The 20538-nt window shown below is 71.1% G+C and carries 19 protein-coding genes and 1 pseudogene; 14 read left to right on the top strand and 6 right to left on the bottom strand.

The window, feature by feature from the left end; translation table 11 throughout:
- Positions 1-14: 14 nt before the first annotated feature.
- Positions 15-698 carry a S1 family peptidase gene (locus ACIBO8_RS00240; protein ID WP_396112909.1) on the bottom strand — a complete coding sequence of 228 codons (684 nt, stop codon included), beginning with the start codon at positions 696-698 and terminating at the stop codon, positions 15-17.
- 323 nt (positions 699-1021) lie between these two features.
- Here ACIBO8_RS00240 and purS point away from each other — a divergent pair, with 323 nt between their 5' ends.
- The 3 genes and pseudogenes from purS to purL form a co-directional block, all read left to right on the top strand.
- On the top strand, positions 1022-1288 hold the full coding sequence (gene purS, locus ACIBO8_RS00235; protein WP_396112908.1) for a phosphoribosylformylglycinamidine synthase subunit PurS: 267 nt from the start codon (positions 1022-1024) through the stop codon (positions 1286-1288).
- Entirely contained in the window at positions 1285-1998 is a 714-nt protein-coding gene (gene purQ, locus ACIBO8_RS00230) for a phosphoribosylformylglycinamidine synthase subunit PurQ (protein ID WP_396112907.1), read from the top strand. Before purS ends, purQ begins: the two co-directional genes overlap by 4 nt.
- Positions 1995-4436 (top strand): annotated as a pseudogene (gene purL / locus ACIBO8_RS00225) (phosphoribosylformylglycinamidine synthase subunit PurL); the annotation flags it as partial. The gene purQ and the pseudogene purL, both read left to right, overlap by 4 nt.
- Before the next feature lie 1052 nt (positions 4437-5488).
- Here the strand turns inward: purL and ACIBO8_RS00220 are convergent.
- Positions 5489-7762 (bottom strand): carboxypeptidase-like regulatory domain-containing protein, encoded by a 2274-nt coding sequence (locus tag ACIBO8_RS00220; protein WP_396112906.1) that lies wholly within the window; start codon positions 7760-7762, stop codon positions 5489-5491.
- A gap of 160 nt (positions 7763-7922) precedes the next feature.
- On the opposite strand from ACIBO8_RS00220, the gene ACIBO8_RS00215 reads away from it, so the two are divergent.
- From ACIBO8_RS00215 to amcA, 5 genes are all read left to right on the top strand, one after another.
- Positions 7923-8285, top strand: a complete 363-nt coding sequence (locus tag ACIBO8_RS00215) for a sterol carrier family protein (RefSeq protein ID WP_396112905.1) — start codon at positions 7923-7925, stop codon at positions 8283-8285.
- Positions 8286-8380: 95 nt separating this feature from the next.
- A complete protein-coding gene (gene purF, locus ACIBO8_RS00210) occupies positions 8381-9991 on the top strand; it encodes an amidophosphoribosyltransferase (protein ID WP_396112904.1) in 1611 nt (536 codons plus the stop codon).
- 78 nt (positions 9992-10069) lie between these two features.
- Positions 10070-11221 (top strand): phosphoribosylformylglycinamidine cyclo-ligase, encoded by a 1152-nt coding sequence (purM, locus tag ACIBO8_RS00205; protein ID WP_396112903.1) that lies wholly within the window; start codon positions 10070-10072, stop codon positions 11219-11221.
- A 212-nt stretch (positions 11222-11433) separates the two neighbouring features.
- The gene (gene amcB / locus ACIBO8_RS00200) at positions 11434-12537 is read left to right on the top strand and encodes a cyclophane-forming radical SAM peptide maturase AmcB (RefSeq protein ID WP_396113837.1); all 1104 of its coding nucleotides are present in this window, start codon (positions 11434-11436) and stop codon (positions 12535-12537) included.
- Positions 12506-12730 (top strand): multiple cyclophane-containing RiPP AmcA, encoded by a 225-nt coding sequence (gene amcA, locus ACIBO8_RS00195; RefSeq protein WP_396112902.1) that lies wholly within the window; start codon positions 12506-12508, stop codon positions 12728-12730. Before amcB ends, amcA begins: the two co-directional genes overlap by 32 nt.
- A gap of 701 nt (positions 12731-13431) precedes the next feature.
- Here the strand turns inward: amcA and ACIBO8_RS00190 are convergent.
- Both ACIBO8_RS00190 and ACIBO8_RS00185 read right to left on the bottom strand, forming a co-directional pair.
- A complete protein-coding gene (locus ACIBO8_RS00190; protein WP_396112901.1) occupies positions 13432-13647 on the bottom strand; it encodes a DUF3073 domain-containing protein in 216 nt (71 codons plus the stop codon).
- A 179-nt stretch (positions 13648-13826) separates the two neighbouring features.
- The gene (locus ACIBO8_RS00185; protein ID WP_396112900.1) at positions 13827-14909 is read right to left on the bottom strand and encodes a Glu/Leu/Phe/Val dehydrogenase; all 1083 of its coding nucleotides are present in this window, start codon (positions 14907-14909) and stop codon (positions 13827-13829) included.
- Positions 14910-15121: 212 nt separating this feature from the next.
- Between ACIBO8_RS00185 and ACIBO8_RS00180 the strand changes: the two genes are divergently transcribed.
- On the top strand, positions 15122-15961 hold the full coding sequence (locus ACIBO8_RS00180) for a hypothetical protein (protein ID WP_396112899.1): 840 nt from the start codon (positions 15122-15124) through the stop codon (positions 15959-15961).
- A gap of 303 nt (positions 15962-16264) precedes the next feature.
- Positions 16265-16474, top strand: a complete 210-nt coding sequence (locus tag ACIBO8_RS00175) for a BldC family transcriptional regulator (RefSeq protein ID WP_014687221.1) — start codon at positions 16265-16267, stop codon at positions 16472-16474.
- 73 nt (positions 16475-16547) lie between these two features.
- Here ACIBO8_RS00175 and ACIBO8_RS00170 read toward each other — a convergent pair whose 3' ends face one another.
- Complete coding sequence (locus ACIBO8_RS00170; RefSeq protein ID WP_396112898.1) at positions 16548-16919, bottom strand: PPOX class F420-dependent oxidoreductase; 372 nt, start codon at positions 16917-16919, stop codon at positions 16548-16550.
- Positions 16920-16938: 19 nt separating this feature from the next.
- On the opposite strand from ACIBO8_RS00170, the gene ACIBO8_RS00165 reads away from it, so the two are divergent.
- From ACIBO8_RS00165 to ACIBO8_RS00150, 4 genes are read left to right on the top strand one after another with little or no spacing between them, the layout of a single operon-like run.
- Positions 16939-17715, top strand: coding sequence for a class I SAM-dependent methyltransferase (locus ACIBO8_RS00165; protein ID WP_396112897.1), 777 nt, complete (start codon positions 16939-16941; stop codon positions 17713-17715).
- The gene (locus tag ACIBO8_RS00160) at positions 17712-18272 is read left to right on the top strand and encodes an RNA 2'-phosphotransferase (RefSeq protein ID WP_396112896.1); all 561 of its coding nucleotides are present in this window, start codon (positions 17712-17714) and stop codon (positions 18270-18272) included. The genes ACIBO8_RS00165 and ACIBO8_RS00160 overlap by 4 nt, the downstream gene beginning before the upstream one ends.
- A 56-nt stretch (positions 18273-18328) precedes the next feature.
- A complete protein-coding gene (locus tag ACIBO8_RS00155; RefSeq protein WP_396112895.1) occupies positions 18329-18898 on the top strand; it encodes a hypothetical protein in 570 nt (189 codons plus the stop codon).
- Positions 18895-20190, top strand: coding sequence for a PrsW family intramembrane metalloprotease (locus ACIBO8_RS00150; RefSeq protein WP_396112894.1), 1296 nt, complete (start codon positions 18895-18897; stop codon positions 20188-20190). The genes ACIBO8_RS00155 and ACIBO8_RS00150 overlap by 4 nt, the downstream gene beginning before the upstream one ends.
- Positions 20191-20200: 10 nt before the next feature.
- On the opposite strand, the gene ACIBO8_RS00145 is transcribed toward ACIBO8_RS00150, so the two are convergent.
- Positions 20201-20449, bottom strand: a complete 249-nt coding sequence (locus ACIBO8_RS00145) for a hypothetical protein (RefSeq protein ID WP_396112893.1) — start codon at positions 20447-20449, stop codon at positions 20201-20203.
- Positions 20450-20538 lie beyond the last annotated feature (89 nt).

Here is a 20538-nt window from a genome sequence, read left to right as displayed (position 1 = left end):
CGAGGGAATCTTCATCAGACGCCGGCGACGGACGTGATCCACGACCGGTTGTACGCGACGCTCGCGTAGTACTGGCGGCTCGTGCCGTCGGCGGTGGAGGCCACGCCGACCTGGGCGCCGTTGTAGACCTCCGGACCACCGGAGTCGCCGCGCCAGGCGTTGCCGTTGATCCCGGTGCTGCCGATCGCGCGGCCGCCGTACGCGTCGGTCTGGTTGGTCGACGTGACGCGGACGCTCGCGGTCTTGAGGACCGTGGACGCGTCGCAGTCGCTGTAACAGGTCATGCCCCAGCCGTAGAGCGAGTTCGTCGAGCCCACCGGCGGGTAGGAGCTGGACAGCGGCATGTAGGACGTGGAGACCGAGCTGCTCAGGCGCATCAGCGCGAGGTCGTTGCGGGTCGAGGTGGAGGTGACCGTACGGGTCACGCCGCCCGACGTACGGTTCACGCTGCCGACGCGTACCGACATCGAGCCGCTGATGCAGTGGCGGGCCGTGAGCACGTAGTTCGCGGAGATGATCGTGCCGGAGCAGGTGAAGTTGCCGTTGCTGAACACCGCGGCGGCCCACGGGGCCGAGGAGACGGTGCTGCCGCCGATGATGTGCTGCGGACCGTCGTCGGCGGCGTTGGCGGCGGCGGGCACGGCCAGCACGCCGGTCAGGGCGGTGGCCAGAGAGGCGACAGCGATGCGGATGCGCACGCCGGGCTCCTTCCGATTCCGTCGATGCGGGGACGGCATCGAGCTTGATCGACTGACCGTAGGGTGGCCCGCTGCCTGCGACAACACTCCAATTGACACCTATCACGGTGTGATGGCAGCGATGTCGCGGCAGGTCACCGCGCGGTTGCGGTGAGTTCCTACCTCCGTGGTGGAGATCACGGTCGAGATTGCCTGCTCAGCGCGCTATGCGTCAGCCTGCCGACACCGGCCGATGGGTCGATCGGCGGCCGTACAGGGTAGGCTTTGCCCGCTCGCCCCTTAGAGGGCCACCCAACTGCGCGCCTACACAGTCAGGAGTGCCCGTGGCTCGCGTCGTCGTCGACGTCATGCTCAAGCCGGAGATCCTCGATCCGCAGGGCCAGGCGGTCGCCAACGCGCTGCCGCGGCTCGGCGTCAGCGAGGTCTCCTCCGTACGCATCGGACGCCGGATCGAGATCGAGTTCGCCGGAGAACCGGATCTCGACACCGCCCGCGAGATCGCCGACAAGCTGCTCGCCAACCCCGTCATCGAGGACTTCACGATCCGCGTCGAGGAGCCGGCCGGTGACGCCGCGCAGGTGACCGCGTGAGCATGCGGATCGGAGTCGTCACCTTCCCGGGTTCGCTCGACGACGGGGACGCGGCCCGCGCGGTCCGGATCGCCGGTGGGGAGGCCGTGCGTCTCTGGCACGGCGACGAGAAGCTGCACGGCGTCGACGCCGTGGTCCTGCCCGGCGGATTCTCGTACGGCGACGCCCTGCGCTGCGGCGCGATCGCCCGGTTCGCCGCCGTGATGGAGACCGTCGCCGACGCCGCCCGCGGTGGCCTGCCGGTGCTCGGCATCTGCAACGGCTTCCAGATCCTCTGCGAGGCGCACCTGCTGCCCGGCGCTCTGACGCGCAACCAGCACCTGCACTTCCGCAACCGCGACCAGTACCTGCGCGTCGAGAGCACCTCGACGGCATGGACCAACACCTTCACCGCCGACCAGGAGATCCTGATCCCGGTGAAGAACGGCGAAGGCTGCTACGTGGCCGACCGGCGCACCCTCGACGAGCTGGAGGGGGAGGGCCGGATCGTCGCACGCTACATCCGCGGCAACCCGAACGGCTCGCAGCGCGACATCGCCGCGATCACCAACGCGGCCGGCAACGTGGTCGGCATCATGCCGCATCCGGAACACGCGGTGGAGGCGCTGACCGGCCCGTCCCTCGACGGCCTCGGCTTCTTCACCTCCGCCCTGCGGCACCTGGCCGGGACGGCCGCGGGCGGGCAGCTCACAGGGGGAGCCCACCGATGACCACCCAGCCCGACACCGCGACCGGCGGTGCGGCGGCCTCCCGCGGCGTGCCGAACCAGCAGCCCGCGGCCGCCCAGCCGGGGAAGCCCAGCGGTTTCGCCGCCACCGACGTGCTGGTCAACCAGTTCGACGGCGGACCCGACACCGTCGAGCGCGCCCGGAACACCCCCGAGGAGCTCCAGCCCCACACCGAGCTGGGCCTCAAGGACGACGAGTACGACCGCATCCGGCAGATCCTCGGGCGCCGCCCGACGGCGTCGGAGCTCGCGATGTATTCGATCATGTGGAGCGAGCACTGCTCGTACAAGTCGAGCAAGGTGCACCTGCGTCAGTTCGGCGAGAAGGCTCCCAAGAACACGCGGATGCTCGCGGGCATCGGTGAGAACGCCGGCGTGGTGCAGATCTCCGACGAGCTCGCCGTGACGTTCAAGGTCGAGTCGCACAACCACCCGAGCTACGTCGAGCCGTATCAGGGCGCGGCGACCGGTGTGGGCGGCATCGTCCGCGACATCCTCGCCATGGGCGCGCGCCCGATCGCGGTGATGGACCCGCTGCGCTTCGGCGCGGCGGACCACCCCGACACGGCCCGGGTCCTGCCCGGCGTCGTGGCCGGCATCGGCGGGTACGGCAACTGCCTCGGCCTGCCCAACATCGGCGGCGAGATCGTCTTCGACCCGTGCTACCAGGGCAACCCCTTGGTGAACGCGCTCTCCATCGGCGTGCTGCCGGTCGAACGGCTGCAGCGCAAGGAAGCGGCCGGCGTCGGCAACGTGGTCGTGCTGCTCGGTGCGCGTACGGGCCGGGACGGCATCGGCGGCGTGTCCGTGCTGGCGTCCGCGACCTTCGACGAGGGCGCCGAGCAGCGCCGGCCGTCGGTGCAGGTCGGCGACCCGTTCATGGAGAAGCTGCTCATCGAGAGCTGCCTCGAGCTCTACGACGCCGGCCTGGTCGTCGGCATCCAGGACCTCGGCGGTGCGGGCCTCACCTGCGCCCTCACCGAGACGGCCGCCGCGGCCGGCACCGGCATGCGGGTCTGGCTGGAGCGGGTGCCGCTGCGCGAGGCCTCGATGTCGCCGACCGAGATCCTGGCCAGCGAGTCGCAGGAGCGCATGCTGCTGATCGTCGCGCCGGAGAAGCTCGACCAGGTGCTCGCCGTCGCCGAGAAGTGGGGCGTCTGGGCCACCGCGATCGGCGAGGTGACGCCCCGCGACGCCGAGGGCCGCCCCGGCCGCCTCGTCATCAGCTGGAACGACCACATCGTCGTCGACGTGCCGCCCGGCTCGCTCGCCGACGACGGCCCGGTCTACGCCCGCCCGATAAGGGAACCGGCCGACCTCATCCTGCTGCAGGCCGACCGCGCCGAGACGCTGCCGCGTCCGGCCACTCCGGACGAACTGCGCGAAACCGTCCTGCGCATGATCGCGTCGCCGAACCTGTGCGACAAGACGTGGGTCACCGAGCAGTACGACCGGTACGTCCTGGGCAACACCGTCCTGGCCCAGCCCGAGGACTCGGGTGTGCTGCGCATCGACGAGCGCACCGGCCTGGGCGTCGCGCTCTCCGTCGACGGCAACGGACGGTATGCACGTCTCGACCCGTACGAGGGTGCGCGGCTGGGCCTGGCAGAGGCGTACCGGAACGTTGCGGTGACCGGCGCCGAGCCGATCGCCGTCACCGACTGCCTGAACTTCGGCTCCCCCGAGGACCCGGCAGTGATGTGGCAGTTCGCGGAGGCCGTCCGCGGCCTCGCCGACGGCTGCCAGGAGCTCGGCATCCCGGTCACCGGCGGCAACGTCAGCTTCTACAACCAGACCGGCGCCGCCGCCATCCACCCCACCCCGGTGGTGGGCGTGCTCGGCATCCTCGAGGACGTCGCCCGTCGGGTGCCGATGGGCTTCCCGCCGCCCCCAAGCGCGGACGGCGACCTGCTCTTCCTGCTCGGCAGCACATCCTGCGAGCTCTCCGGCTCCGAATGGGCGTGGGTCACCCACGGCCACCTCGGCGGCCGCCCGCCCAAGGTGGACCTGGCCCACGAGCAGCGGCTCGGCCGGCTCCTGGCCCAGGCAGCCGAGCGCGAGCACGTGGTGGCGGCACACGACCTCTCGGACGGCGGCCTCTCGCAGGTGCTGGTCGAATCCTGCCTCCGCCGCAACGTCGGCGCCCGCATCACGCTCCCGGAGCAGGACGCGACCACGACACCGTTCGTCTGGCTCTTCAGCGAGTCCGCCGGCCGGGTTCTCGTCGCAGTCCCGCGCGGCCACGACAAGGCCTTCATGGCCCTGGCGTCGGAGCACGGCGTGCCGTGCACCGCGATCGGTGTCACGTCGCGGGAACCGGTGCTCGAGATCCAGGACCAGTTCTCGATCGGCCTGGAGGAGCTGCGCGAGGCCTTCACGTCGACGATGCGCAACCTCTTCGGCAGCCCGGCGGAGCTGGGCCCGCGCCCGGCAGCCGTGTCCCCGGTGGCGGAGCCCGCGGCGGCCTCGTCCCTGGTGGCTCAGCCCGCCGACAATCCCTCGGCAACGTCGCCCGCCGCTTCCGCGGCAGGTTCGTCGGCCGGTTCCGCCGCGGCCTCGGCCGCCGGTTCCTCGGTAGCCTCGTCGGCGAGTTCCTCGTCGGCGAGTTCCTTGGAGGCCGAGCCGCCGGTCGGCGAGTCGGATGAGCGGCAGAGCTCCGGGGCGGCGCAGACCTCTGACCAGGCGCAGGCCTTCGGGGAATTGCAAGCCTCGGGCGCGGCGCAGGCCTTCGAAGCGGAGTCGACGGGATCCACCGGCGCGACGGCTTCCTCCAACGAGGCTCCGGCGCAGAGTGCGACAGGCGACGAAGCGCGGTCGGTGACGCTCGAGATCAGCGACCCGCAGGCCGCGGGACCGGCGGCGGAGATCGCCGAGGTGCCCGCAGCGGACGAGGAACCAGCCGACCGGACAGAGCCGGCCGCATCGCATCCCGGCGGTCCGGTCGACGCGGCCCCGGCGGAGGCGCCGGCGCCCGCGGCGAAGGCCGACGACGCCGAGTCCGGTGAGCCGGAGACGAAGCCCTGACCCTCAGCGCAATGTGAGAACGCCACGGCAGCTTCTGCCGTGGCGTTCTGCTTTGCGTCCCTGCACCGAAACGGCTCGCGGGCGCCGGGACGCGGTTTCCCATACCGACCGGTTCCCCTGGGCAACGAGGCGCGGTTTCTCACACCGAAGCGGCTCCCCGGTTGCCGAGACGCGGTTTCTCACACCGAAGCGGCTCCCCGGTTGCCGAGACGCGGCTTCTCACACCGAAACGGCTCCCCGGTTGGCAAGACGCGGCTTCACACACCGAAGTGGCTTCCACGCGCCGGGACGCGGTTTCCGACCCTGAGACGGGGGCGTCGGGCGCCGGGACGCGGCTTCCGAGCCCCGACGCCCCTTCCGACGCTGCCACGGGGCTCGCGGCGCCCCGAGCGCGACAACGGGACAAAAAGAAGAGCCGGCCCAGCGGGCCGGCTCTTCTCACAGGTACTTCAGTCGTCCATCCAGTCCAGCGACCGGCGCTGACCCGGATGCGAACCCTCCGGCTGTTGCCGTGGCGCGCCGCCGTAGGTACCGCCGCGCTGGTCATAGCCGTCCTGCTCGCCGCCGTAGCCGCCACCGGCCGGCCCGCCGCCGTAGGTACCGCCGCCCTGCGGGCCACCGCCCTGCGGGCCACCGCCCTGCGGGCCACCGCCCTGCGGGCCACCGCCCTGCGGGCCACCGCCCTGCGGGCCACCCGGCCCGGCGCCGCCCCGCACGCCGCCGCCGTAGGTGCCGCCACCCGGCGCACCCCCGCCCTGCGGACCCCGCGGGGGACCGCTCGGGCCGCCCGGAGCGCCGCCGTAGGTGGCACCGCCCTGCGGACCGCCGTACGCACCGCCGCCGCCGTACGTGCCACCGCGCTGGTCACCGCCGCCGTAGCCGCCACGCTGGTCGTAGCCGCCCTGGTCCGCGTAGCCGTCCTGCTCGCCGCCGTAGCCGCCACCGGCCGGAGCGCCATACGTGCCGGCCGGCGCACCGCCGCCGTACGTCCCGCCGCCCTGGCCGCCACCGTACGCACCACCGCCGCCGGCCGTGCCACCGTAGGCGTCGCCCTGCGCAGCGCCGTACGCGCCGCCGCCCTGCGCGCCGCCGTACGTGCCGCCGCCGTAGCCGTTCCCGGCGCCCTGCGGGCCGTACGCGTTGCCGCTGTCGATGCCGCCGCCGGGACCGTCCCAGCCGCCGTAGCCCTGGTCGCCCTGCTCCTGGCCATAGCCGCCCGCCGGGTAGGCGCCGCCGTAACCGTCGTCGTAGCCGCCCTGGTCGGCGTACCCGGCGCGATCGTCGAAGGCTTCCTGGTCCGGGTGGTACATGCCGGTAGGCTCGTCGTAGCGCTGCGGTGCCGCTTGCTCTTCGTAGCCGCCGCGGTCGTCGTACGCCCCGTAGCCGTTGGCGTCGTCGTAGCCGGCGCTCTGGGCCGGCACCACCGGCGCGCCACCGAACTGGGTCGCCGTGCCGTATGCGCCCGCCGCTCCCGCGGCAGCGCCGGCAGCGGGCCAGGCCGCAGGTGCGTTGTACGTGCCGTTCTGCGGCAGAGGCGCACCGTACGGGTCCGGGAACTCGTCGACCGGCTCCGCCAGCGGCGCGCGCTGGATCATCGTCGGAGCGTCCCCGATGGACGGTGCGCCGGACCGTGGCGCGATCATCGTCGCGTCGTTGGTGCGGGCGGCGACCGGCGTTCCCGCGAGGCGCGTCTGGTCCGCTCCGGCGTAGGCGCCGGCGGCCGGCGGCACGACGGCGCCCTTGGCGTCCGCGTCCTCGAAGTCGTCCGGGTTGCTCTTGCGGCGCATCATGACCAGCACGATCGCGCCGATGCCGGCGGCGACCAGGAGGCCGCCGAGGATGATGAACAGCAGGGAGCCGGAGCCCTCGTCCTCGCCCGACGTCTTGGTGGCCGCCGGTGCGGCGGCCGCGCTCTGCTCGTCGGCCGGGGCCTGCGACGTGTCGTCCGCCGCTTCCTCGCTCGGCGTGGCGCTCGGGCTGACCGAGGTCGACGGGGTGGGTGACGTGGTGGCCGCGAGGGCCTTGATCGTCAGCGGGACGTTGATGGACTTGTCGGCGCCGCCCTGCGCGGTGACCGGGTCACCCTTGTAGCCCTGCTTGCCGGCGATGACGAGCAGCGAGCCCACCGCGATGGGCGCGCCGTCGGTCGACCGGAACGAGTAGCCGCCGTCGTTGCCCGAGGTGGCGTTGAACGTGCGCCCCGCGCTGTCGCGCAGGGCCACCGACGCACCGGGTACGGCCTTGCCGTCCTGGTCCTTCACCTTGCCGCTGACCTGGCGTACGGCCTGGGGCTTGTCCGGACCGCGCACCGTGATGTTGCGGGCGGCGTTGCCGGTCTCGTCCCCGATCTTCGCCGTGATCTGGACCTGGATGGTCTTGGTCTGTCCCGCGTCGACGGTGCCGGCGGTCAGCACGGCCTCGAACGGCTTGCTCTGCCCGGCCGGGATGGTGTCGTCGAAGTTGCAGTTGCTGCAGCTCATCCCGTCGGCCTTGATGACCACCGTGACGCCGGTCTCGGCGTTCGGGGCGGGCACATTCCGGTTCGTGATGGTGTACTTCAGCGTGGTCTTGCCCCCGGAGGGAAGGTCTCCCGAGGACAGGCTGGTGATCGAAACCTGTGGTTCCGCCGCCAGAGCCGCCGAGGGGACGGCGGCGAGGACGCCACCGATCACCGCCAGGAACGCACCGGCCTGGACAGCCCGGGCTCGTAGGTGCGTTGTCACGTCCACCGCCTTCCGGTCGCGCGGTCCCCGGGGTGCCTTGGAGTTACCCCCTGGATTCCGCGACGAGTACACACCGTCGGCCACTATGCCCTGTCGGATGACGTCTGCGCGAGTCAGGGCCGCCGAGTTCTGTTCATTTGCCGGGTCGTATTGTCCCGACGTGTCTTCTGCGCACAATAAATCCGAGTCGGTCGGCGTGGCGTTGGACGCGCTGGACGCGGGTGACGAACCGGACCGTTCCGTGCTCCGTGACGCTGTGCGAGCGCTGCTGGCCGAGCTCGCCCGTACCGCTCCGGGCCGATCGGTGGAGGTCCGTATTCCACCTTTCGGTGCGATTCAGTGTGTCGCCGGCCCCCGGCACACCCGCGGCACACCGCCCAATGTGGTCGAGACCGATCCGATGACCTGGCTCCTCGTCGCAACGGGCCGCTTGAACTGGGCCGATGCGGTCAATTCCGGGCGCGTAAGGGCCAGCGGGATACGCACCGATCTCGCTCCGTACCTCCCTGTGCACCCGAGCTGAAGATCCGCTTCCTCGCGTACACTGGTCGGTCGGTACAGACCTGCAAGTCCGAGCAGCCTGCAAGTCCGAGCAGATCAGCATGAGGGAGCAAGCGAGTGCCCCGAGGCGACGGCCTGTTGACCGACGATCTCGACCCCCAGGACCGCGGACCCCAGGATGCCTGCGGCGTCTTCGGCGTCTGGGCCCCCGAGGAAGAGGTCGCCAAACTTACCTACTTCGGCCTCTTCGCCCTGCAGCACCGCGGCCAGGAGGCGGCCGGCATCGCCGTGAGTGACGGCTCCGGTGTCGTCGTCTACAAGGATCTCGGCCTGGTCTCCCAGGTCTTCGACGAGCCGACGCTGGCCAGCCTGCGCGGCCATCTCGCCATCGGTCACACCCGTTACTCCACCACCGGTGGTTCCAACTGGGAGAACGCCCAGCCCACGATCCGCGCCACCACGGCGGGCACGACGATCGCGCTGGCGCACAACGGCAACCTCGTCAACACCGCCGAGCTCGCCCGGGAAGTCGCCGAGCGCGGCCTCGAGGCCGACGCCGCCACCTCCGACACCGCCCTGGTGACGACCCTGCTCGCCAGCCGCCCGGATCTGTCCGTCGAGGCCGCGGCCATGGAGGTGCTCCCGCGCCTGCGGGGCGCGTTCAGCTTCGTCTTCATGGACGAGGGCACCCTGTACGCGGCCCGCGACGCCCAGGGGGTGCGCCCGCTGGTGCTCGGCCGCATGGAGCGCGGCTGGGCCGTGGCCAGTGAGACCGCGGCCCTGGACATCGTCGGCGCGAGCTTCGTCCGTGAGGTGGAGCCGGGCGAGATCCTCGCGATCGACGAGCACGGCCTGCGTTCGACGCGGTTCGCGGTGCCGGAGCCTAAGGGCTGTCTTTTCGAGTACGTGTACCTTGCGCGCCCCGACACCACGATCGCCGGCCGCAACATCTACGCCGCCCGCGTCGAGGTCGGCCGCCGCCTGGCCAAGGAGCATCCGGTCGAGGCGGACCTGGTGATCGGCGTTCCGGAGTCCGGCATCCCGGCGGCCATCGGATATGCGGAAGAGTCCGGCATTCCGTACAGCGCGGGCTTCATGAAGAACGCGTACGTGGGCCGCACCTTCATCCAGCCCTCGCAGACGATCCGGCAGCTGGGCATCCGGCTGAAGCTGAACCCGCTGCGGGAGGTGGTCCGCGGCAAGCGCATCGTGGTCATCGACGACTCGATCGTGCGCGGCAACACCCAGCGCGCGCAGATCCGCATGCTGCGCGAGGCCGGCGCGCTCGAGGTGCACGTCCGCATCTCCTCGCCGCCGGTCAAGTGGCCGTGTTTCTACGGCATCGACTTCGCGACCCGGGCCGAGCTGATCGCCAACGGCCTGGAGATCGACGGCATCCGCCGCTCGATCGGTGCCGACTCCCTGGGGTACGTTTCGCTGGACGGCCTGGTCCAGGCGACCGAGCAGCCGAAGACACGGCTCTGCATGGCCTGCTTCGATGGGCAGTACCCGATCGAGCTGCCGGCCGGTCACCTGATCGGCAAGCACCTGCTCGAGAGCGTCGGCAAGCGGGCATCGATGCCCGACGCCTCGCCGGAGGCGGCCACCGCAGCGGTGGCCGAACTCGAGCAGGAGTACGAGGATGAGCAGTACGCCGAGGGCGAACGCGAGCGGTCACAGCCGCTGGTCGGCAGCCCAGGCGGCACGGACGCCCTGCACCGCCCGTAACCTGCGGAACCACCGAGTACCTTCCGACGTCGAAGCAAGCGGCACAGCCGAGCAGCACCACCACCAAAGGGGAGAACCGTGACGCACGTGTCCGAGCGCAACAGTGCCGGATCCAACGGCGCCGAGGGTGCCGACCGCCAGCCGTGGTCGGCCGGGGCCGGCCGCAGCGTTCGGAAGCGCACCGTGACGTACGCCGACGCCGGCGTCTCCATCCACGCCGGCGAGCGCGCGGTCGAGCTGCTCAAGAGCAAGGTCAAGAAGACCACGCGCCCCGAGGTGATGGGTGATCTCGGTGGCTTCGCCGGCCTCTTCAAGCTGAACACCCAGAAGTACAAGAGCCCGATCCTCGCCTCGTCGACGGACGGCGTGGGCACCAAGCTGGTGATCGCGCAGCAGCTCGACATCCACGACACGATCGGCATCGACCTCGTCGCCATGGTGGTGGACGACCTGGTCGCCTGCGGTGCGGAGCCGCTGTTCCTGCTCGACTACATCGCCTGCGGCGAGGTGGTGCCGGACAAGGTCGCCGAGATCGGCGCCGGCATCGCGGACGGCTGCCGGTACGCGGGCTGCGCGCTCCTCGGCGGCGAGACGGCGGAGCACCCCGGCGTGCTGCGCCCCGACGAGTACGACGTGTCGGCGACCGGTGTCGGTGTGGTGGAGGAGAGCGAGATCCTCGGCGCGCACCGCGTGGAGATCGGCGACGCGGTCATCGCGATGCGCTCGTCCGGCCTGCACTCGAACGGCTATTCGCTGGTCCGCCACGTCCTCCTCGGTGCGGGCCGCATGCGGCTCGACACCGTCGTGGAGGACTTCGGCAAGCAGCGCACCCTGGGCGAGGAGCTGCTCACGCCCACCAAGATCTACGCCAAGGACTGCCTCGGGCTGATCGAGGAGACCGAGGTACGCGCCTTCTGCCACGTCACGGGCGGCGGCATCCCGGGCAACCTGGTCCGCATCCTCCCGGAGCACGTCGACGCGGTGGTCGACCGCTCGTCCTGGCGCCCTCAGTCGATCTTCGACCTGATCCAGGCGAAGGGCCGCATCGAGGACACCGAGATGGAAGCCACGTTCAACATGGGCGTCGGCATGTTCGCGATCGTGTCCGCCGACGACGCCGACCGCGCGATGGCCTACCTGACCGGCCGCGGCGTGGAGGCGTGGCAGGTGGGCGAGGTCATCGAGGGCAGCGGCCAGGTGCAGATGATGGGCCAGTACACCCGCGGTTGATCCGCCGGCCGGGATCTTGCGGGCTTACGACTTCGGCGCTTTCTCGCGCTTCGTATGAAATGATCCGCGTGTGTCGATGGGATGGCACACGCGGATCTTTTGGTCATAGATGGGAGCAGCGAGGCACACTCGGGTGGACGTCGGTTCTTAGCCTGGCCTGAGCCGACGACGACGCGGACGGGGAGGTGGCGGTGGGAGATCGCTGGAGCGGTATGCGCGGCATCGCCACGGTACCCACCTACGTGGTCATGCAGCCCACCACGCTCTGCAACCTCGACTGCTCCTACTGCTACCTTCCGTTGCGGCGTGCGGACCGGAAGATGCCCGTCGAGGTCGCCGGCGCCGTCGCTGCTTCTGTGAACGCCTGGGCCCGTACGGGAAGATTCTCGGTCGTCTGGCACGGGGGTGAGCCGCTCGCAGCGGGACGGGCCCACCTGGCCGACCTGATGCGGCCCTTCGCCGAAGGCGTCGAGCACCACATTCAGACGAACGCGACGCTGATCGACGACGCATGGTGCGAGTTCTTCGCCGAGCGCGGCATCCGCGTCAGCGTGAGCGTCGACGGCCCCGAAGCGCGTAACGGCGATCGGGTCACCGCGGGTGACAAGCCGGCGTACACGCGGATCGTGCGCGGCATCGAGGCGCTCAAGCGGCACGAGATCCCGTTCTCCGCCCTGTGCGTGGTCGGCCGGCCGCTGCCGGGGCTGGCCACCGAGCTGTACGACTACTTCCTCGACCTCGGCTGCGACGTGCTGGGGATCAACGTCGAGGAGCTGGAGGGCGTGAACGTCCGCGCGAACCGGCACCCGGAGGAGGACGTGACCGCCTTCTGGGCCGAGCTGGTCGGCGCCTGGCGGCGCGATCCGCGGATCCACCTGCGCGAAATCGAATGGTCGCTGCGCTACACGGCGGCGGTCCTCGACGGTACGGCGGACGACGTGCTGCCCCGGCGCCTCGATCCGATCCCGACCGTGGCGCACGACGGCAGCGTGGTCCTGCTCTCGCCCGAGCTCGCCGGCTTCTCCGACGCCCGGTACGGCGACTTCAGCAGCGGTAACGTGCTCGCCACCCCGCTCGCGGAGATCCTCGCCGCGGCGACGGGGACGCCGTGGATCCGCGAGTTCCTGAACGGTGTGGAGGCGTGCCGGGCCCAGTGCCCCTATTTCGGTTTCTGCGGGGGCGCCCACGCGGCCAACCGCTATTTCGAGCGCGGCCGGTTCGATGTCACGATCACGGACCACTGCCGCAACAGCAAGATTCGCCTACTGGAGGGAGTGCTGGACCATGCCCGAGATCACGAGCCCACGGCCGTCTGACCGCGTGGAGACGGATCCCGTGACGGCGCGGGTGCGCGACACCCGTACGGGTCTGGCCGCCCTCATCCAGGAGGCGGACGAGGCGCGGCGGCAGCGCGAGGAGACGGCGGCCGGGGAAGGGTCGGCGGTCTGCGCCTGGAACCACTTCGAGAACATCCCGACGTTCTACAACTGGAACAACCGGCCCCGCTGAGCGGGCCCGGCGGCGACGGCGGCCGGGGGCGGGCGCCGTCGCTGACCGAATCTGGACATGCGAGAGCCGCCACCCGCGCCCGGGATCGGAGGCGCCATCGTGCGGCCGAGGCCGGACATGCCTGAAGGCGCTGTCGGCGGCCGAATCACCACCGTGATGCCGCCCGGGATGACCAGCTGCGCCGCAGAGGAGCAAGGGTCGTCAGGGCATGCCATGGCAGCTCAGGCCCCGACCGGTGCCCGCGATGGCGGCCGGCATCCAGGCGCCCGCGATGGCGGCCGGCATCCAGGCGCCCGCGATGGCGGCCGCACCCACGCGCCCGCGATGGCGGCCCGCACCCAGGCGCCCGCGATGGCGGCCCGCACCCACAAAGTGGCGCCAGCATCCACGAAGCGCGGCCCGCACCAGCCAGGGCCATCCCGGCCTCGCGTTCCAGCGTCCTACGAAGCGCGGCCCGCACCCAAGAGAGCACCGGGCCCGCGATAGGGCGCCGCGACCACGGGGGACACCCGCGCTCGCGAAAGGCACCCGGGGCCTGCGAAGGGCATCCGGAGGGCCACGCCGTCGGCGCGGTGGAGGGGTGAAGGACTACGAGCAGAACATGATGCCCGCGCGATCACGCTGCGTGGGCATCATGAACTGCCGGAACGACCGCGACACACGGAAGCACGCGGGAAGCCGCGTGCTCTGTGCAATACGGGTCAGCGCCTCGAAGGCGACCAACGGTCGGGCTCGTCGTCCAGATCGTCGTCATCCTCGTCGTCGACGAAGTTGTCGTCGTCGTCGTCGAAGTGATGGTCGGACTTACCAGCACCCGCCAGTTCGCGCTGCAAGGCGGTGAGGTCGGTGTTCGGGGAGTGGTACTTCAACTCCCGGGCCACCTTTGTCTGCTTGGCCTTAGCACGGCCGCGCCCCATGGCTCGACCCCCTCGCACAGAATTCGGGGCAGCCCGAAGGCGGGCCCCGATGACGTCAGGCATCTCTCGTGGGTCTTACGGTACATGGACGATGCCGCCTTCGGCACCTCGGGTTACGTGTACCACCGTCGCGCGTCGCGACTCGTCGGGGACGCGACGCACGACGGTGTACAAAAGCCTCAACCCAGGTAGATGCTGCGGAGCCGTCCGACTTCGGCCATCCGGCGCTCGGCGAGACGGTCGGCGGCCACCGCCGGCGGCACGCCCTCGTCGTCGGCGAGACGCAGGATCTGGCTCGTGGTGTCGAAGATCTTGGTGGCACGGAGCTTGGCGCGCTCGAAGTTGAAGCCCTCGATCTCGTCGGCCACCTGGATGACGCCGCCGGCGTTCACCACGTAGTCCGGCGTGTAGAGGATGCCGCGCTCCTCGAGCAGCTTCTCGATGCCGGGGTGGGCGAGCTGGTTGTTCGCCCCGCCGGTCACGATCTTGGCGCGCAGCGCCGGCACCGTGTCGTCGTCGAGGGCACCGCCCAGCGCGCACGGGGCGTACACGTCGATGTCGCTGGTGATCAGGGTCTGGGTGTCCGCGACGAGATCGATCTGCGGGTACGTCGTGCGGGCCCACTCGAGCGCGGCAGGGCTGACGTCAGTGGCGACCACGGCAGCGCCGTCCTCGATCAGGTGACCCGCGAGGTACTTGCCGACCTTGCCGAGGCCCGCAATGCCGACCCGGCGCCCGGCCAGCGTCGGGCTGCCCCAGGTGTGCTCGGCGGCCGCGCGCATGCCCTGGAAGACACCCCAGGCGGTCAGCACCGAGGAGTCACCGGCGCCGCCGTGCTGGACGCTGCGGCCGGTCACGTAGCGGGTCTCGCGCGCGATGACGTCCATGTCCGGCACGTACGTGCCGACGTCACAGGCGGTGTAGTAACGGCCGCGGAGCGACTCCACGAAGCGTCCGTACGCCCGCAGCAGCCCCTCCGACTTGTCCTGCACCGGGTCGCCCCAGATCACTGCCTTGCCGCCGCCGAGGTCGAGGCCGGCCAGGGCGTTCTTGTACGCCATGCCGCGCGAAAGGTTCAGCACGTCGGTGACGGCCGCCTCCTCGCTCTCGTACGGGTAGAACCGGGTGCCGCCCAGCGCGGGCCCGAGGGCCGTGGAGTAGATACCGATGATCGCCTTCAGACCGGTGTGCCGGTCCTGGCAGAAGACGACCTGCTCGTGCCCGGCGGCGTCGGTGCCGTCGCTGCTTACGAACACGCCCATGACTGCTCTCTCCTGAGTGTGTGCGGTGTACGCCCTTGTGGGGCGCGCTGCCTGCTCCGGCGGGGTGTGCCGGACATGAGCGAGCTTAGGCCCTCCGGGGTCGCTTCATGACGGCTCACGACGAGCCGCGCCCACGACAGGCGTGCCCCGAGCCACCCGATTGGCTGCGCGCGGAGGGGCAATCGACCGCGGTTTCGTGAAAGGATCGCGCCGTGCCGTCACTGTTCGCGTCGTACCTGCGCGTTTACGAGCCGCTGACCGCCTTCGACCGGGACCGTCAGGTTTTCTGGCGCCGTTATGCCCGGGAGGGGCGGGCCCTGGGCCCCGCCGAGGGGCCGGTCCGGCAGCGCACCGCCGTGCTCGAGGCGCTCGGTGCGGGCTGGACCCGGCTGCCCGACCTGCCCGACGAGGCCTACGTCCTGGAGTGGGGCGACACCCTGCTCGTCTGCCCGTGGAACCTGCGGCTGCGCGTCGCCGAGGCGGCGCTGAACGCCCGGGACGGGGTGCCGAGCGTGCTCGCCGACGCGTTCGTGCCGCCGGTGCTCGCCGGGCAGGCCAAGGCGATCGTGGAGGACTGGCGCAGCGGCGCCAAGGTGCTGGAGCGCGGCGTGCCCCGGGTGCACGAGCAGATCGCCACCTGGGGTGTGCCACTGCGCTGGTTCGTCTTCGTGGATCTGGACGAGCGGGAGATCGACCTCACCGGCGAGCGGCGTACTTTGCGCTACCGCACGGAGATCTCCAAAGCTCGCCGCCGGGCGCACCGCGGCGTCTCGGTGCTGCGCAAGTCGCTGGGGGACGCCCCGATCACCGAGGCGGTCGAGGAGGGCACGCGCTGGCTGGAGGAGTTCCACCCGCGCTCGATCGTCGAGCTGGACTACGGCGGCCTCACCGGTCTTCTTCCGGACGACGCCCTGCAGGGTGACGATTCACCCGGACTGGTGGCGGCCGGCCTGACGGCACTCTCCCGGGGTGACGCCGACGCGGCCACGGAGGCGTACGAGAAGCTCGTCGCGCGCTGGCGGGCGGTGCAGTTGCTCGAGCGCTGCAATTGATCGACACTGGTGACGCTGTTGACCAGCGAAAATAGGACGAACGGGCACGGATCGGCACCTCGGGAACCGCTTCCAAGGCGAATACTCTTCGTAATCAGCGACTGCCGAAGCGTGATTTTCGGTCCAAACAAGACACTTTCTGGCGTATAAAACCGGGATAAATCGGGCATGCTTCAACCGTCTATCTAGGGACGTTCGGCCGTTCGGCCCATGTCGGACATCGGGGACTAGCCGGACCATGAGAGACGCACCGGCCGGCGGGACCCCGGCCGTTGTCTTTAGGTACCTGTGGAGGAGTGACCGATGGCATCGCGTACGCACGATCCTGAGCCGCTACTAACACCGGCCGAGGTGGCGTCGATGTTCCGTGTCGACCCGAAGACCGTCACCCGGTGGGCCAAGGCGGGCAAGCTCAGCGCAATTCGCACCCTGGGCGGGCACCGTCGCTACCGGGAGTCGGAGGTTCGCGCCCTGCTGCAGGGACAGATTCCCACGCAGCGGCAGGGCGACTGAACGAACCGCAGTCGACCGAAAGATCGAATGAAGGGGCGAGCGCCGGGGAAGGCGATCGCCCCTTTTTCGTCTCTCAGGACACCAGGATCGTCGTCGTGCCGTGCTCACCCCGGCGGATCCGGCTGCCGATGAGCGAGAGGCGGCCGATCAGGCCGTACTTGCGTTTGAGCAGCTCTCCGACCCGTACCCGATCGGCCTCGGCACCGATGCGCGCGGTCGCCTCGATCGCCTCGCCCTTCACGTTGCCGCGGACATCGCAGGCCGCGACCGTGACCCGGCCGCTGTTGCGGATGCGCTTCAGCTTGCCCGTGCCCTTCGGCGTCCAGAACGCCAGGCCCGCACCGTCGGGCACGACCCACAGCGGGGTCGGCACGGCGCGCCCGTCCTTCCGGAACGTCGTCAGCAGGACGTATTTCTCGGCACCGAGTTGCTCGAGCGTCGGCATGTCCTCAAGAGTAGTGACAATGGATCAGCCACCCATCGGCGACGTGTTCGGCGAGTTGATCCGGGACGCGTACGCCGTGCGGACCGGAATCGGCCCGCGCCCCCTGGCGGGCGGCCGGGTGCCGCGTCCGGTCATCGAGATCATCGAGCGCGACGACGGCCTGATCAACGGCGCTCCCGCCGACCACTACCTCGCCGAGCCCGCCGAATGGCAGCCGCACGACGTACGCGCTCTGCGACTCTGCCGGGGTGCCGTGCTCGACGTCGGGTGCGGGGCCGGGCGTACGGCGCTCGAGCTGCAGCGCCGGGGCATGGCCGTGACCGGGCTGGACATCTCACCCGGCGCAGTCCAAATCGCACGCGAGCGGGGGCTGCGGGACACCGTCATCGCCACCGTCGACGATTACGCCCGTACGACCACCCGCTACGACACGTTCCTGCTGCTCGGCAACAACCTCGGCCTGCTCGAAGGGCCGGAGCGCGCCCCGGGATTCCTCGCGGCGCTCGCGGCCCTGGCCCGGCCGGGCGCGCGAATCGTGGCGCAGGGCTCGGACCCGTACGGGACGACGGACCCGGTGCACGTGGCCTATCACCGGCGCAATCGCGAGCGAGGCCGGCTCGGCGGCCAGCTGCGCCTGCGCCTGCGGTATCGCCTGCTGGCGACGGAGTGGTTCGACTACCTGAACTGCTCGGTGGACGAGCTGGAGAAGCTGCTCGAGGGCACCCCGTGGCGTCTGAAATCCGTCGACACCCAGGACCGGCCTTACTACCTTGCGGTCATGGAGTTGCATCCGTGAGCGAGCTGACCCGGGATCAGGTACGCCTCAGCAGGCGCATGTCGCTCGTGCTGCGGCACCGGCCCGAGGTCGCCGGCCTGGCCCTGGACCCCGCCGGCTGGGTCCCCGTCACCGACCTGCTCGCCGCCCTCGAGATCACCCGGGCCGAGCTCGACGTCGTCGTCGCCGGTAACGACAAGTCCCGTTTCGCGGTCGCCACCGGCGCCGACGGGGTGGACCGCATCCGCGCCAGCCAGGGGCATTCCCGGCGCGTGAACGTCGACCTCGACCTGCCGCCGGCGGATCCGCCCGCGACCCTGTATCACGGCACCCCGCGCGCCAACCTGCCCTCGATCATGCGCGAGGGCCTCCGGCCGCGGAGCCGTCACCATGTCCATCTCTCGCCGGACGTGCTCACGGCCCTGCGCGTCGGTCGCCGCCGGTCCGCGGACGTCGCGGTTCTCGAGGTGGATGCCGCCGCCATGACCGCGTCCGGGCACGTCTTCCACCTCAGCGCCAACGGCGTGTGGCTCACCGCCGTCGTGCCGCCGGGACATTTCCGCGAACGTTCCGAGTAAACGGACAAAACACTCTCCATCCGAAGCCCGTCGGCGCGGACCGTTAGCGTATGGGGATGGGGAGGGTTACCGGGAGTCAGCGAACGAATCTCCTGGGTGCGATCGCCCTCGTCGCGGCCCTCGGTGGCCTCGCCTTCGGGCTGCCGGCGATCAACCGGATGCTGCCCGCCGATCGCGCGGTACGCATGGACCGCCCGTACGAAATCGGTGGTGGGGTGACCGTCGTGCCGCCGCCCGGCGCGCGGATCGACGTCACGGAGACCAGGCCCGCCGAGGACGCGGGAACCGTGCTGTTCCGGCTCGGGCCCGTTCGCTACCTCGTCACCGTCCAGCCCTTCGACGGCACCCTGCAGACGGCCGTCCTGCGGCTGCGCCAGCGCATCACCGGCACGTCCGGCTACCAGGTCACCGGCACCGAGCTGACCGTCGCGACGGCCGGCGGCCTGGCCGGTGTCCAGGGCGGCTACAGCGCCCCCGGTCGCGGCGGGCGGTACGCGGTCTTCGTCGCCGACGGCCACACCATCGAGGTCACGGTCAGCGGCGACGACCTGGACCTGGGCCGCACCCTGCCGGCCATCGACGCCAGCACCAGAACCCTCCGGTACGCGCCGGAGCGGACCGGATGACGGCGGAGCCCCGGTTGCGCAGCGCCCGGTCCGCGCCCGTACAACCGGGCCCCGACCCCGACCTCGGGCTGGTGCGCCGCCCCGCGTTCTGGATCGTGCTCGCCGTGCTCCTCGCCGGCGCCTGGCGGATGACGACGATCACGGCGCAGTTCGCCGCTGCGTACCCCTGGGCGCTGGTCACGGCGACCACCCTTTTCGCCGTGCTGGCCGTGCCGTTCTGGTTCGTGGTCTCGGAGCTCGACTTCCTCGAGCGGGAACCGCCCGCCCTGATGGTCCTGGCGTTCGCCTGGGGCGGCCTGGTGGCCACGACCGTCTCCATCCCCGGCAGCGCGGCACTCGACGACATCATCGCCAAGCTCGGATCGCCGCACCTGGCCGCCGACTGGGGCGCCGCGCTAGCCGGCCCGACCGTCGAGGAGGTCGCCAAGACGCTCGGCGTGGTCGCCGTCGTGCTGATCGCCCGCGAGCAGGTCAACAGCGTGCTCGACGGCGTCGTCTACGGCGCGATGGTCGGCCTGGGCTTCCAGATCGTCGAGGACATCGTGTACGCGATGGGCGCCGTCGCGCTGGCCGGACGCGGCGACCACGTCGAGCCGGTCATCACCACGTTCCTGCTCCGCGGGTTCCTGTCCGGGGTGTGGAGCCACACCCTGTTCGGCGCGCTCGCCGGGGCCGGGATCGGATATCTGGTCGTGCGCGGTGACCGTACGCTGCGCACCCGGCTCGGCGTCGCCATGCTCGCCGTCCTGGGCGCCTGGGCGTCCCACGTGCTGTGGAACTCACCGTTGCTGCGCGACGGGCTCGGCAACGGCGCCGTCGCGCTGCTGGCCGTCCTCGTCCTCAAGGGGCTACCGCCGCTGCTGCTGATCTGGCTGCTCGTGCGGGCGGCGCACGACCGCGAGGCCGACTACTACACCGCGCAGCTCGCGACGCTCGACGACCCGGAGCTGGTCACGCCGGCCGAGCTCGAAGCACTGAAATTCGGGTCGCGCCGGGCCAGCGCCCGCTGGCACGCCCGGGTCCGGGCGGGATTCCGCGCCCGGGCAGCGGTACGCCGGCTGCAACGCGCGCAGGCCCGGCTGGCGGTCGAGATCAGCCGCGGTACGCCGGACCTGAGCCGCTGGTGTCACGAGGTACGCCGGCAGCGCCGCACCCTCACCCGGCTCGGGCACCCGGAGGCGGTCGTGCCCGACGGCAAGGGGCCGTGGCGGCGTACCGCCTCGGCGGCCTTCTCCACGGCCCTCGCCGTCGCGGTGCTCTGGGCGGCGATCAGCGCGCTCGGCGGCGGCTGACCCGCGGGCGTCAGACGGCCGGCGGCAGCCCTCCGTCGCCGTCGACGATGGTGTCCGGGGTGCCGTCCTGGTCCAGGTCGACCATCGTGATGTCGACCTTGCCGTCGTTGTCGGTGTCGAACTGGAACAGGTCGGCCTTGCCGTCACCGTCGGTGTCCGAGACCCAGACGTCCGGCCTTCCGTCGCCGTTGGTGTCGGAGGCGAGCAGGTCGACGCGGTCGTCCCCGCGGGTCTCCACGATCTCCTGGGGCTCGCTCATGGTTGTCTCCTCGCTGAGCTGCGGACGTGATCCGTTCAACGTAGGACCCCGGTCAACCCCCCGGTAACGTTGCCCGACGTGAGTACAGC

The sequence above is a fragment of the Actinoplanes sp. NPDC049681 genome (assembly GCF_044465265.1).
Taxonomy (GTDB): domain Bacteria; phylum Actinomycetota; class Actinomycetes; order Mycobacteriales; family Micromonosporaceae; genus Actinoplanes.
Note: the sequence above shows the minus strand (reverse complement) of the source record. Positions and strands in the feature narration are given on the sequence as shown.